This is a genomic window from Pseudomonas sp., from assembly GCF_051660785.1.
Lineage (GTDB): Bacteria > Pseudomonadota > Gammaproteobacteria > Pseudomonadales > Pseudomonadaceae > Aquipseudomonas.
In genome coordinates this window covers 1-12053 of the sequence record NZ_JBOFQE010000061.1, presented here as the reverse complement: position 1 = coordinate 12053, position 12053 = coordinate 1, and the positions used below count along the sequence as shown (strand labels likewise).

General features: G+C 58.6%; 13 protein-coding genes. 7 read left to right on the top strand and 6 right to left on the bottom strand.

Features of this window, described 5'->3' with window-relative positions; all coding sequences use genetic code 11:
• Nucleotides 1–254 precede the first annotated feature (254 nt).
• Nucleotides 255–1142, top strand: a complete 888-nt coding sequence (gene rhtA / locus ACRC4F_RS17385; RefSeq protein ID WP_438660462.1) for a threonine/homoserine exporter RhtA — start codon at nt 255–257, stop codon at nt 1140–1142.
• 169 nt (nt 1143–1311) lie between these two features.
• Nucleotides 1312–1593 (top strand): hypothetical protein, encoded by a 282-nt coding sequence (locus tag ACRC4F_RS17380; RefSeq protein WP_222587803.1) that lies wholly within the window; start codon nt 1312–1314, stop codon nt 1591–1593.
• On the opposite strand, the gene ACRC4F_RS17375 is transcribed toward ACRC4F_RS17380, so the two are convergent.
• Entirely contained in the window at nt 1580–2152 is a 573-nt protein-coding gene (locus tag ACRC4F_RS17375; RefSeq protein WP_438660461.1) for a TetR/AcrR family transcriptional regulator, read from the bottom strand. The two genes, ACRC4F_RS17380 and ACRC4F_RS17375, sit on opposite strands and share 14 nt — an antisense overlap.
• 92 nt (nt 2153–2244) lie before the next feature.
• Between ACRC4F_RS17375 and ACRC4F_RS17370 the strand changes: the two genes are divergently transcribed.
• Both ACRC4F_RS17370 and ACRC4F_RS17365 read left to right on the top strand, forming a co-directional pair.
• The gene (locus ACRC4F_RS17370) at nt 2245–2973 is read left to right on the top strand and encodes an SDR family oxidoreductase (RefSeq protein ID WP_438660460.1); all 729 of its coding nucleotides are present in this window, start codon (nt 2245–2247) and stop codon (nt 2971–2973) included.
• A gap of 44 nt (nt 2974–3017) precedes the next feature.
• The gene (locus ACRC4F_RS17365; RefSeq protein WP_438660459.1) at nt 3018–3608 is read left to right on the top strand and encodes a 2-hydroxychromene-2-carboxylate isomerase; all 591 of its coding nucleotides are present in this window, start codon (nt 3018–3020) and stop codon (nt 3606–3608) included.
• On the opposite strand, the gene ACRC4F_RS17360 is transcribed toward ACRC4F_RS17365, so the two are convergent.
• The gene (locus tag ACRC4F_RS17360) at nt 3605–4603 is read right to left on the bottom strand and encodes a zinc-dependent alcohol dehydrogenase family protein (RefSeq protein WP_438660458.1); all 999 of its coding nucleotides are present in this window, start codon (nt 4601–4603) and stop codon (nt 3605–3607) included. The two genes, ACRC4F_RS17365 and ACRC4F_RS17360, sit on opposite strands and share 4 nt — an antisense overlap.
• 104 nt (nt 4604–4707) lie before the next feature.
• Here ACRC4F_RS17360 and ACRC4F_RS17355 point away from each other — a divergent pair, with 104 nt between their 5' ends.
• Nucleotides 4708–5715 (top strand): LysR family transcriptional regulator, encoded by a 1008-nt coding sequence (locus ACRC4F_RS17355; RefSeq protein WP_438660457.1) that lies wholly within the window; start codon nt 4708–4710, stop codon nt 5713–5715.
• Here the strand turns inward: ACRC4F_RS17355 and ACRC4F_RS17350 are convergent.
• From ACRC4F_RS17350 to ACRC4F_RS17335, 4 genes are all read right to left on the bottom strand, one after another.
• A complete protein-coding gene (locus ACRC4F_RS17350) occupies nt 5621–7429 on the bottom strand; it encodes an aminopeptidase P family protein (RefSeq protein ID WP_438660456.1) in 1809 nt (602 codons plus the stop codon). The two genes, ACRC4F_RS17355 and ACRC4F_RS17350, sit on opposite strands and share 95 nt — an antisense overlap.
• A 65-nt stretch (nt 7430–7494) precedes the next feature.
• Nucleotides 7495–8652 (bottom strand): cysteine desulfurase family protein, encoded by a 1158-nt coding sequence (locus tag ACRC4F_RS17345; RefSeq protein ID WP_438660455.1) that lies wholly within the window; start codon nt 8650–8652, stop codon nt 7495–7497.
• Nucleotides 8653–8856: 204 nt separating this feature from the next.
• A complete protein-coding gene (locus ACRC4F_RS17340) occupies nt 8857–9468 on the bottom strand; it encodes a LysE family translocator (RefSeq protein WP_438660454.1) in 612 nt (203 codons plus the stop codon).
• Nucleotides 9469–9570: 102 nt separating this feature from the next.
• Nucleotides 9571–9840 carry a hypothetical protein gene (locus ACRC4F_RS17335; protein WP_438660453.1) on the bottom strand — a complete coding sequence of 90 codons (270 nt, stop codon included), beginning with the start codon at nt 9838–9840 and terminating at the stop codon, nt 9571–9573.
• Between the two features lie 400 nt (nt 9841–10240).
• Here ACRC4F_RS17335 and msuE point away from each other — a divergent pair, with 400 nt between their 5' ends.
• Together msuE and ssuD are read left to right on the top strand one after the other, a co-directional pair.
• On the top strand, nt 10241–10804 hold the full coding sequence (gene msuE / locus ACRC4F_RS17330) for an FMN reductase (protein ID WP_438660452.1): 564 nt from the start codon (nt 10241–10243) through the stop codon (nt 10802–10804).
• Nucleotides 10805–10814: 10 nt separating this feature from the next.
• Nucleotides 10815–11960, top strand: a complete 1146-nt coding sequence (ssuD, locus tag ACRC4F_RS17325) for an FMNH2-dependent alkanesulfonate monooxygenase (protein ID WP_438660451.1) — start codon at nt 10815–10817, stop codon at nt 11958–11960.
• The last annotated feature ends 93 nt before the right edge of the window (nt 11961–12053 follow it).

Sequence of the window (12053 nt, the reverse complement as noted above, 5' to 3'; positions counted from 1 at the left end):
CTTCTGGGCTTCGATGACCTGAAGCAACTCGCTGTCGAAAACTGCGTAACTCTTTGTTTACCAAGGAGTTTTCCGTTTCGACTGCGCCGGAAGTGGGGCGAATTATAGACTTCCAGAATCTGCCGTCAACCCTTAATTTAGCTTTTCTATCAGGCAGCTCAAATCACTGCTTATATATAGACGCAATCGCCGTAAATGCGCAGTATATTGCCCAACACGACACTCTCGCTCCCCACTTCGGACGATGCCACGTAATGAATGACCATCCCCGCAGCCTCGCCTCGACCCTGTTCTCGGTTGGCCTGCTATTAATAGCCATGGCATCGATCCAGTCCGGAGCCTCACTGGCCAAAAGCATGTTCCCGATTATCGGTGCTCAGGGGACCACTACCCTGCGACTGATCTTCGCCAGCGTGATCATGCTACTTATATTGCGTCCATGGCGGGCGAAGCTCACTGCAAAGTCCCTGCGCACCGTTATCGTCTACGGAATGGCGCTGGGTGGCATGAACTTCCTCTTCTATATGTCTTTGCGCACCGTTCCCCTGGGTATTGCCGTAGCCCTGGAGTTCACAGGACCATTGGCGGTGGCGATCTATGCATCACGCCGCGCAATCGACTTTTTGTGGATCGCCCTGGCTGCCATCGGCTTGCTGCTCTTGATACCAACAGGAGCGACGAGTGCGGGAATCGACCTTGTCGGTGCCGGTTATGCCTTGGGAGCCGGTGTCTGCTGGGCGCTTTACATTCTATTCGGCCAGAAGGCCGGCGCCGACAATGGTGTGCAGACCGCTGCACTGGGAGTGATGATTGCCGCATTGTTCGTCGCGCCAATCGGCATCGTCCATGCCGGTGCCGCCCTGCTGACTCCATCATTGATCCCCGTGGCCATCGGTGTTGCCCTTCTGTCCACCGCCGTGCCCTACACACTGGAGATGGTCGCTCTCACACGAATGCCAACCCGGACGTTTGGCACATTGATGAGCATCGAACCCGCTTTCGGTGCGCTGTCCGGCCTGCTGTTCCTCCACGAGTACCTGACGCTGTCACAGTGGATGGCGATCATGTGCATCATTCTGGCTTCCGTAGGGGCGACAATGACCATGGGAAGTGCTGCCAAGCCTGTGGTCGCGGTGGATTGATACCAGGATTTGACGCAGGTCTGGTATTTGCCGCTCAATTAGGCCATGTTTAGGCCCGTAACCCGGTGACAGACATGGATTTTTCAGGATAGGGATATCGGAACGCTTCAAGCGAAAGCGAATGCAGCCAGACCCGGGCATGAGATCCGGGAACGCTATAAGGACAGCAATGAAACGAATTTTGCTACTGATCGCCGTACTTGCAGTTGCGGGCTGCGCGGCAACCTCGAAAACACAAGTCAAACATGGCAAGAAAGGGCTGCACATCAACTGTTCAGGACTCTCTTCATCCTGGGACAAGTGCTACACCAGCGCCGCCAACTCGTGCGCGCCCAAGGGTTACAAGGTCATCGCCAAGTCGGGGGATGCGGTGGAAGAACCAGGCGATTATCCATTTGGTCTCAACCCTGCCGGCTATACCAGCCGAAGCATGATCGTCATCTGCAAGTAGATTGATGCCGCCCGGCAATCTGCCGGCCAATCTCCTCGTGACTGGACTTCAGCACGGTGCGCTGAATGTCTGGAGTGGCCAACATTCGCGCCACGACCAACGCACCGATGCATTGCGACAGAATGGCCCATGCCAGGCTGTCGCTTTCCAGAACCCTTGCCCAACGCTCCTGCAGCTGACAAATCCAGAGCTCGGCCTGCTGGCGAATTGCAATGTCCGAACGGGCAATTTCGGCTCCCAAAACCGGTAACGCACAACCGGATTCCGGGTGCTCGACATGGGCCATGCTCAAGTAATGCTTCAGGCAACGTTCCAGCCTGTCGCGATCCTGACCAGCACCCAATCGCTCCAGGCTTTGGCACAACTCGCGCTCGACGATCGAGGCGAACAGTTCGTCCTTCGACGAAAAGTGACTGTAGAAAGCGCCGCCACTCAAGCCGATCGCTTTCATCAAGCCGTCGACACCCACCGTGGAGAAACCGGATTTCTTGGCCAACACAGCGCTGCTGCTCAGCAGTTTCTTTTTGGTTTCAAGCTTGTGATTGGCCGAGTAACGCATTGCCTTTACCTCAGGGTTGATCGTCTTGACGCCTGTCGAATCGTAGCATAACGTTCGTTCAGTTAACGATCGTTTAGCAAAGGGATATACCCATGAATAATAAGAAGGTCGTACTGGTTGTAGGCGCGGGTGATGCCACCGGCGGCGCCATTGCCAAGCGTTTTGCGCAGGAAGGTTTCGTTGCCTGCGTTACTCGCCGCAGCGCGGACAAACTCCAGCCGTTGGTCGACGCCATCAAGGCCAACGGCGGTGACGCCCACGGATTTGCCTGTGATGCACGCAAGGAAGAGGACGTGATTGCGCTGGTCGAACAGATTGAAACCGAGATCGGCCCCATCGAGGCGTTCGTTTTCAACATCGGCGCCAATGTGCCGTGCAGCATTCTCGAAGAAACCGCCCGCAAGTATTTCAAGATCTGGGAGATGGCCTGCTTCTCGGGTTTTCTCAATGCTCGTGAAGTGGCCAAGCGAATGGCCAAGCGCCAACGCGGTACGATTCTTTTCACCGGTGCCACCGCCGGCCTGCGCGGGGCATCGGGATTTGCAGCGTTCGCCGGCGCCAAGCACGGTATTCGCGCACTGGCTCAAAGCATGGCCCGCGAACTGGGACCGATGAATATTCACGTTGCCCATGTCGTCGTCGACGGAGCCATCGATACTGACTTCATTCGCAACAGTTTCCCGGAAAAGTACGCGACCAAGGACGAGGACGGCATCCTCAATCCCGAGCACATCGCCGAGAACTATTGGTACCTGCACAGCCAGCCACGGGACGCCTGGACCTTTGAACTGGATCTTCGCCCCTGGAACGAACGCTGGTAAGCCCTCCTCCCCTACAACAAAACAATAAGCAGAGCGCACCGATCATGAGCAAAACCGTGGAGTTCTTTTTCGATCTAGGCAGCCCCGCCACCTACCTGGCCTATACGCAATTGCCGAGAATCTGCGAGCAGACAGACAGTCAATTGATCTACAAACCGATGCTGCTGGGCGGGGTCTTCAAAGCCACCGGCAACGCTTCACCGGCGACCATCCCGGCCAAAGGTCGCTACATGTTTCAGGACCTGGACCGCTACGCCCAACGCTACGGCGTCCCACTGAAGTACAACCCCCACTTCCCTATCAACACGCTGATGCTGATGCGCGCCGTAACAGGTATGCAGTTGCGTCATCCCGAACGCTTCCTGGCGTTCATTGATTGCCTGTTCCACGCACTCTGGGTCGAGGCACGCAGCCTCGATGATCCAGCGACTGTTGCTGCCGTGCTGACGCAAAACGGTTTCGATCCGAACGAGGTATTGGCGCTCACCGCCGACGAGGAAGTCAAAGCCGCTCTCAAGGACAACACCGAGAAGGCGGTCCAACGAGGCGTATTCGGCGCACCGTGCATGTTCGTCGGTGATCAGATGTTCTTCGGCCAGGATCGACTGGATTTCGTCATTGAGGCCCTGAATTAAATCTCGACGACCAAGCGACCTTGAGCCGCTCCAGTAGTGAGCAGTTCATGGGCGTCCCCGGCGGTTTGCAAGGTGAACTGCCGCGGGTCGAGCAACGGCTTCAACTTACCGGCCTCAATCAACTGCGCGGCTTCCCGAAGAATCTGCCCGTGACGCTCCCCACCCTTGCCAGTCAATAAAGGCAACAAGGTAAACACCCCGGAGTAAGTCGCCCCCCGAAACGACAACGGCGCCAGACTGTGCTGTCCCCAGCCGAGGCAGCTCACCACATGCCCCTCATAAACCCGAGCGGCCTTGAAGGAAGCGTCCAGCGTTTCTCCGCCCACCGTGTCGTAGACAATATCGAACCCCTCTCCCGCCGTGTGCTTCGCCACATAGTCCTCAACCGAAGACTTGCGGTAATCAATAAACGTCGCACCGAAGCTTTCGATGATTGCCTGCTGCCCCGCCGAGCCAGTGGCGAACACTTCAGCTCCGAAGGCCAGGGCAATTTGTACAGCCACGTGCCCGACACCACCGGCACCGCCGTGAATCAGCACCTTCTGACCCGCTCGAACCCGAGCCCGGTCCACCAATCCTTCCCATGCGGTAATCAGTACCAACGGCAACCCTGCTGCCTCACGCATGCTCAGATTACCCGGTTTGCGCGCCAGCAACCGCGCATCGACTACCGCGAATTCCGCAAGTGAACCTTGAGCACCACCGATTCCGGTCGCCATCGCGTAGAACTCATCACCCGGCAGCCATCCGCTAACGCCCTCTCCCAACGCTTCAACTGTCCCCGCCAGATCCATCCCAAGCACCGCTGGCAACGCTTGGCGTGCATGAGCAGCCTGCCCCGAACGAATCTTCGCATCCAACGGGTTCACCCCGCTGGCTTTGATCCGGACCAATATCTGACCCGGTCCAGGCGCAGGTCGTTGAATGGAAACCAAGCGTAGCGGCCCATTGGCCGAGTCGACAATCAGAGCACGCATTTCAAGTGAGTCAGTCATTTCGCAAATTCCCGTCAGAGTTGGCTGCAGGACTAATCTTCCTCCCGCTTACTCATGCCGATAAGACGCTATATAGCTATAGTGACCATGCCCATTTGGCATCAATGAGAAAACCCGTGGATAAACTCAACGCAATGGTCATCTTCGTCCGGGTCGTCGAACGGGGCAGCTTTTCTGCCGTCGCCCGGGAGATGCAGACCAGCCAGCCAACCATCAGCAAAGTGTTGAGGGCGCTGGAAACCGAACTGGGCGGGAAGCTGATTTCCCGCAGCACGCGTCAACTCTCTCTGACTGACGAAGGTCATCGGTACTACAGCGAATGCAGACAAATCCTCGCGGCCGTGGACGCGGCTGAACACAGTTTTCAATCAGGACGCGAAACCGTCGCCGGCAACCTGAAGATCGGTTCCTCGGTGAGTTTCGGACGTTTGCAAATTGCACCGCGACTCCCAGGTTTTCTGAAACAACACCCGCAGGTTCAGATAGACCTGCAACTCAGCGATCAGAATCAGGACCTGGTCAGCGAAGGCCTGGACGTTACGTTCAGAATCGGCGAGTTGACCGACAGCGGCCTCATCGCCCGCCGCATCGGCACCACCCACCGAATAACCGTCGCAACGCCGGACTACCTCAAACAATTCGGCCAGCCGCAAACACCGGAAGAACTGTGCGGACACAATTGCCTGCAATTCAACCTGCTCAACAGTCAGAACTTATGGGTTTACAAAAAAGGTGCCCAACGTCACGAAGTGCGAATCAGGGGTAATGCGCAAAGCAACAACTCCGAGGCGATCCGCGAGATGGTGCTGGGAGGACTGGGGATTGCGTTGTCGCCGGTGTGGTTGTTCAGTGAGGATCTGAATGCCGGGCGAGTGACCGCGATTTTGCAGGACTACACCGCGCAGTCGCTGCCGATTCATGCCGTGTCCCCGGCGAATCGTCGCCAATCCGCCAGGGTCAAAGCCTTTGTCGACTACATGAGTCAGGCGCTCGAAACAGCGCCTGAACTCCAACCGGTCAAATCGCCGCAGTGCGGGTGTTCAACCACTCAAGGGCCGCGCCTTCCAGCAACGGGCTCAAACGCTCGCGCACCTCGGCGTGGTAAGCGTTGAACCACTGCTTCTCGTCCAGCGTCAGCAGCGACGGTTCCAGGCAGCGGGTGTCGATCGGGCACAGGGTCAGGGTTTCGAATTTCAGGAACTCGCCAAATTCGCTCTTGCCTGCTTCACGGTTCAGCACCAGGTTCTCGATCCGCACACCCCAACGGCCCGGACGATAAGTACCCGGCTCGATCGATGTGATCATGCCCGGTTGCATCGCGGTTTGCGGGGCCGCAGCGGCCTGATAGGCGATGACTTGCGGACCTTCGTGAACGTTGAGGAAGTAGCCGACGCCATGACCGGTGCCGTGTCCGTAATCAACGTTTTCAGCCCAGATCGGCGCGCGCGCAATCGAATCGAGCAACGGCGAGAGAATTCCTTTAGGGAATTGTGCACGGGACAGTGCAATCACACCTTTGAGCACCCGCGTGCAATCGCGTTTCTGCTCATCCGTCGGCGTACCGACCGGCACCATCCGCGTGATGTCGGTAGTGCCGCCCAGGTATTGACCGCCAGAGTCGATCAGCAACAGACCGTCGCCCTCGATCACCGCGTGTTCTTCTTCGGTGGCGTGGTAGTGCGGCATCGCGCCATTGGCATTGAACGCGGCAATGGTGTTGAAGCTCAGCGACACATAACCGGGACGTCGGGTACGCGCGGCGGTCAGGTGTTCGTCGATGGTCAGTTCGGTGATGCGCTCACGGCCCAACGCCGTGTCTAGCCAAGTGAAGAACTCGCACAGCGCCGCGCCGTCCTGCTCCATGGCCTGACGAATGTGCTCGGCATCGGCCAGACTTTTCCGGGATTTGGCCAAGGTGGTCGGGTTCAGGCCTTCGACCAGTTTCACGCCGCTTTCCAGGTTTTCCAGCAAACCGGCGGTCACGCGCGCCGGATCGACTTGCAGGCTCGCGCCACTCGGCACCGCTCGCAAGGCGTCTGCCACTTCGCTGTAATCGCGCAGGGTCACGCCGTCCTGTTCGAGGACTGCACGCAGTTCGGCATCGACCTTGCTCAGGGCCACGAACAGGGTGGCCTGCTCCTGATTGATCAATGCGAAGGAAACGAACACCGGGTTAAACGACACGTCGCCGCCACGCAGATTGAACAGCCAGGCGATGTCATCGAGGGTGGCAATGAAGTGCCAGTCAGCGCCGCGATCTTTCAAGACTTCACGCAGCTCCGCGAGTTTTTCACCACGGCTGACGGTCGCCTGAGGCGGCAAGTGTTGATAGATCGGCTCGTTCGGCAGCGTTGGACGGTCATTCCAGACTTCGCTCAACAAGTCGATGTCGGTGCGCAGACGTGCGCCGCGTTCTTCGAGTTTGCCGCCCAGGGTACGCGCCGACGCCACGGCCATCACCGCGCCATCCACCGCGACGACGCCGCCTTCAGGGGTTTGCTCGGCGAGCCAGTCCAGCGGACCGGGCTGGCCCGGTTGCAACTTGACCAGTTCGATGCCGCTGCCATTGAGTTCCTTGGTCGCTTGCTCCCAATAACGGCTGTCGGCCCAGACACCGGCAAAGTCCGGGGTCACGATCAGTGTGCCGACCGAACCATGAAAGCCCGACAACCACTGCCGCCCTTGCCAATAGCCCGGCAGGTATTCCGACAAGTGTGGATCGGCCGACGGCACCAACAGGGCATGAATGCCCTCCCGGCTCATCAGTTCGCGGGTTTGCGCCAGGCGCTCGGGCACCGATCCATTGATCGAAAGCTGCGTACTCATCATGTCTCCTGCTAATCACTTCATCATTATTGTTGAGTGCCGATCAACGCCGGCACTGTCAGGCCTTACTGCCAGAATGCCGGGGCACTGGCGCAGGCTGCTTTGATCAGTTGTATCGCCTGGTCGACATCCTGTTCAGTGGTGAACCGGCCGAGACTCAAGCGGATGGTGCGACTCGCCGAGCGGGCGTCATGCCCCAGGGCCAGCAATACATGGGAAGGCGCGTTGCTGGCCGAGTTACAGGCCGAGGTCGCGGAAAACGCGATCGAGCTGCTCAGCACCGCGGAATTGAACTCGCCTTCGCTGAAGGTCAGGCTCAGTGTATGGGGAATACGTTGAGTCGGGCTGCCGTTGAGCCGAACACCGGGGATACCCAGCAGCTGCTCGAGCAAGCGTTCGCGGAGCCGCACAATCGTGGCTTTTTCTTCCTCGAACGCGGCGGCTGCCAAGGCGAAGGCCACGCCCATGGCGGCGATCTGGTGAGTCGCCAGGGTCCCGGAACGCAAACCGCCCTCGTGACCGCCACCGTGAATCTGCGCCTGCAAACGCTGCTGCGCACGCGGGCCGACGTACAGGGCGCCGATGCCTTTCGGACCGTAAATCTTGTGCGCCGAAAACGACATCAGGTCCACCGGCAAGCGGGCAAGATCGATCACCACTTTGCCCGCGCCCTGGGCCGCGTCGACATGGAACAACGCATCACGCTCACGCACGATCTGGCCGATGGCTGCAATGTCATTGACCGTGCCCAGCTCGTTGTTGACCAGCATCAATGACACCAGAAACGTGTCTTCGCGCATTGCCTCGCTGACCGCTTGCGGGGTAATCAGCCCCTCGGCGTCAGGCACCAGATACGTCACGGCAACGCCGGTGTCCTGCAACTGCTTCGCCGTGTCGAGAATGGCTTTGTGTTCGATCTGGCTGGTGATGATGTGGCCGCCCGATACACCGCGGGCCTGGGCCACGCCCTTGAGGGCCAGATTGTTCGATTCGGTGGCGCCGGAGGTCCAGACGATCTGTTCCGCCTGGGCGCCGACCAGCTCAGCGACCTGGCGCCGCGCCTGCTCGACCGTTTGCCGGGCCTGCTGGCCGAAGGCATGGGAGCTGGACGCCGGGTTGCCAAAGTTTCCGTTGAAACCCAGACACTCGACCATGACCTTGATGACCCGCTCATCCACCGGCGTGGTGGCGGCGTAGTCAAAATACAGAGGACGTTTATTCATAGAAAACTCGCAGAGCATGTTCCGGGATCAGGAGGCTCGTCACTGAACCATCAAGGCGCAGCCTCGTGAGCTGCGCCGATCGTTCAGAGCGTTAGAAATACCTGATCGGAGGCCGTTAAAGAAGAACAACTTCATTTAAAAGTGCGTAGGAACGCTCCTGAAGTCGAGCTTAACAGGCATCGGCCAACCGGTTGAAGCGAAGTGTCAGCTAAAGCTCTCGAGCAACAACGGATACAGCGAAGCCACCAACAGCAAGGCCATGCCCCAGTTGAACAGGCGCAACCAGCGACGATCCTTCAACACATTGCGCAACAAGGTGCCGCAGCCAGCCCAGACGCTGACGCTCGGCAGGTTGATCAAGGCGAAGACCGCGGCAATCACAATCACATTGGTGAAGTAGCCCTGCATCGGCGTGTAGGTACTGATGGCACCGATGGCCATGATCCACGCCTTGGGATTGACCCACTGAAATGCCGCTGCGCCCAGGTAGCTGATCGGCTTGCTGTCGCCTTGCTCACTCTCGGAGACAGGACCTGAGTGGGCGATTTTCCACGCCAGATACAGCAAGTACGCCGCGCCGACGTAACGCAGCACCGTATAGAGCAATGGATAGGTTTGAAACACGGCGCCCAGACCGAAACCGACCGCCACGACGAGCACGAAGAAACCGCAGGTGATGCCCAGCATGTGCGGGATGGTGCGGTGAAAGCCGAAGTTCACCCCCGAGGCCAGCAACATGGTGTTGTTGGGGCCAGGCGTTATCGAGGTGACAAGGGCAAACAGGGCGAAGCCCAGCAGCAAATCGAGCGAGAGCATGAGCGGCAGTCCAATCAGGGTCAGTCAGGTGTTGACCCTATCGCACGCCCCGGGGGAAACCCATGGACAGTTACGTAAAACTTCGAACGGTACAGTTTTCGATCAACTAGGACGACCGTGAAGCTGTACAGCACGTTCGGCGTTCATCTCGCCTTGTTTGTCGAAACTGAACGGTTTTTGCGGCTGGCCGAGCAATTCGGCTTTTTTCGCATGGTACTCGTCGAAGGACAAACCACGACGATTCAAGGCTTCCAACGCCAGTTCCCGACTTTCTTCGGCGGTGTAGGGCCGCAACTCGGGTGAAACATGGCTGGCACATCCGGCGAGAACGGAGACCGCGAGCAGCAAGAAAGTGGCGATTAGAGGTTTCATCTTTGGCGTCCTGGCATCTGGGTTCGGGGCAATGAACACAGGCTACCCGCGCCCTTCTACGGGCAGAAATCAACGCTCTCGATAGTGGCTATCGAATTTGCCTAACGACGTTCAGCCAATCCGCCGCATATCTCCAAACGATCTATAAATATTAATTTAAGGTCTTTTACGGAATAACAAGCAGCCTTTATAACAACCCCATCGCCTCACGCACTGTTGCCCACGCAACTGTTTTCCAGGCAACAGTCATTCAACAAACAGTCTTCGAAATCGCACAGTACTCACTGAACCATGCGCTGCGAGCCCCGTAAAACAAGGCCTGCAAGGATTGGTACAGCTCTTGCTCAAGCCCTGTGACTACTTACTGCTCGCTGAGCAACTGTTTAAAAAGGAACTGATCATGTCGCGTCCATTGAAAGTCGTTGCCCTCTCAGGCGGTACCTGGCGTCCGTCTCGCACCCTGGTGCTGACCCAAGCGCTATTGGCCGAGCTGGCCGAGCAACTGCCGATCGAGAGCAAGCTGATCGAACTGGGCGACATCGCCCGGCCACTGGGCGCCGCACTGTCCCGCCAGGAATTGAGCGCCGAGATCGAAGCCGAGCTGCAAGCGATCGAAAACGCCGACCTGCTAATCGTCGCCGCGCCGGTTTATCGCGGCTCCTACCCTGGCCTGCTCAAGCACCTGTTCGACCTGATCGACCTCAATGCGCTGATCGACACGCCCGTGTTGCTGGCCGCCACCGGCGGCAGCGAACGGCATGCGCTGGTGCTCGATCATCAGTTGCGGCCGCTGTTCAGTTTCTTCCAGGCACTGACCTTGCCGATTGGCGTCTACGCCACCGAAGCCGATTTCAGTAATTACCAAATAACCAGTGAACTTCTAAAGGCCCGCATTCAACTGGCTGCGGAACGCGCCGCGCCATTGTTCGGCGTACACCCCAAAAATCTGCTGAAAATCGCTTAAGGATTTCTTCATGGATGTTTTCTGGTTCCTGCCGACCCACGGCGACGGCCATTACCTGGGCACTACTCAGGGCGCGCGCCCGGTGACCCTCAACTACCTCAAACAAGTGGCGCAAGCCGCTGACAGCCTCGGCTATCACGGTGTGCTGATTCCTACCGGACGCTCCTGCGAGGATTCGTGGGTGATTGCTTCGGCACTGGTGCCGCTGACCGAACGCCTGCGGTATCTGGTAGCGATCCGTCCCGGGATTATCTCGCCGACGGTTTCGGCGCGCATGGCCGCTACGCTGGATCGACTGTCCAATGGCCGCTTGCTGATCAACGTGGTGACCGGTGGTGACCCGGACGAAAACCGCGGTGACGGCATCTTCCTCGATCACAGCGAGCGCTATGAAGTCACCGACGAATTCCTGCAAATCTGGCGCCGCGTGCTGCAAGGCGAATCGGTGGATTTCCAAGGCAAACACCTGCAAGTGCAGAACGCCAAGGCGCTGTATCCGCCGGTGCAGAAACCGTATCCGCCGCTGTACTTTGGCGGGTCCTCCGAAGCTGCTCATGAACTCGCCGCCGAGCAGGTGGATGTCTACCTGACCTGGGGTGAACCGCCGGCCGCCGTTGCGGAAAAACTCGCCGATGTGCGTGAGCGTGCAGCGCGAAACGGTCGCACGGTGAAGTTCGGGATTCGCTTGCACGTGATCGTTCGCGAGACCGCCGAGGAGGCGTGGAAAGCGGCGGACAAACTGATCGAACACATCAGCGACGAGACCATCGCCGCGGCGCAGAAGTCGTTCTCGCGTTTCGATTCCGAAGGCCAGCGACGCATGGCCGCGTTGCATGACGGGCGGCGCGACAACCTGGAAATTTCGCCCAACCTGTGGGCCGGTGTGGGTCTGGTGCGCGGCGGTGCGGGGACTGCGCTGGTCGGTGACCCGCAGCAAGTGGCGGCGCGGATCAAGGAGTACGCAGACCTGGGCATCGAGAGTTTCATCTTCTCCGGCTACCCGCACCTCGAAGAGGCTTACCGCTTTGCCGAGCTGGTGTTCCCGCTGCTGCCCGAGCCGTACGCGAGCCTCGCAGGGCGCGGCGTCACCAACCTCACCGGGCCGTTTGGCGAAATGATCGCCAATGACGTACTGCCCACCAAAGCCACGGCCTGACCACGCAAAACCTGTGGGAGCGAGCCTGCTCGCGATAGCGGTGTCTCAGTCGAGATAAATGTTGATTGATCTACCGCTATCGCGAGCAGGCTC

Bases quoted from the DNA above. Each gene is read 5' to 3' on its own strand.
- rhtA (WP_438660462.1), top strand. From the start codon at position 255: ATGAATGACCATCCCCGCAGCCTCGCCTCGACCCTGTTCTCGGTTGGC.
- ACRC4F_RS17380 (WP_222587803.1), top strand. From the start codon at position 1,312: ATGAAACGAATTTTGCTACTGATCGCCGTACTTGCAGTTGCGGGCTGC.
- ACRC4F_RS17375 (WP_438660461.1), bottom strand. From the start codon at position 2,152: ATGCGTTACTCGGCCAATCACAAGCTTGAAACCAAAAAGAAACTGCTG.
- ACRC4F_RS17370 (WP_438660460.1), top strand. From the start codon at position 2,245: ATGAATAATAAGAAGGTCGTACTGGTTGTAGGCGCGGGTGATGCCACC.
- ACRC4F_RS17365 (WP_438660459.1), top strand. From the start codon at position 3,018: ATGAGCAAAACCGTGGAGTTCTTTTTCGATCTAGGCAGCCCCGCCACC.
- ACRC4F_RS17360 (WP_438660458.1), bottom strand. From the start codon at position 4,603: ATGACTGACTCACTTGAAATGCGTGCTCTGATTGTCGACTCGGCCAAT.
- ACRC4F_RS17355 (WP_438660457.1), top strand. From the start codon at position 4,708: ATGAGAAAACCCGTGGATAAACTCAACGCAATGGTCATCTTCGTCCGG.
- ACRC4F_RS17350 (WP_438660456.1), bottom strand. From the start codon at position 7,429: ATGAGTACGCAGCTTTCGATCAATGGATCGGTGCCCGAGCGCCTGGCG.
- ACRC4F_RS17345 (WP_438660455.1), bottom strand. From the start codon at position 8,652: ATGAATAAACGTCCTCTGTATTTTGACTACGCCGCCACCACGCCGGTG.
- ACRC4F_RS17340 (WP_438660454.1), bottom strand. From the start codon at position 9,468: ATGCTCTCGCTCGATTTGCTGCTGGGCTTCGCCCTGTTTGCCCTTGTC.
- ACRC4F_RS17335 (WP_438660453.1), bottom strand. From the start codon at position 9,840: ATGAAACCTCTAATCGCCACTTTCTTGCTGCTCGCGGTCTCCGTTCTC.
- msuE (WP_438660452.1), top strand. From the start codon at position 10,241: ATGTCGCGTCCATTGAAAGTCGTTGCCCTCTCAGGCGGTACCTGGCGT.
- ssuD (WP_438660451.1), top strand. From the start codon at position 10,815: ATGGATGTTTTCTGGTTCCTGCCGACCCACGGCGACGGCCATTACCTG.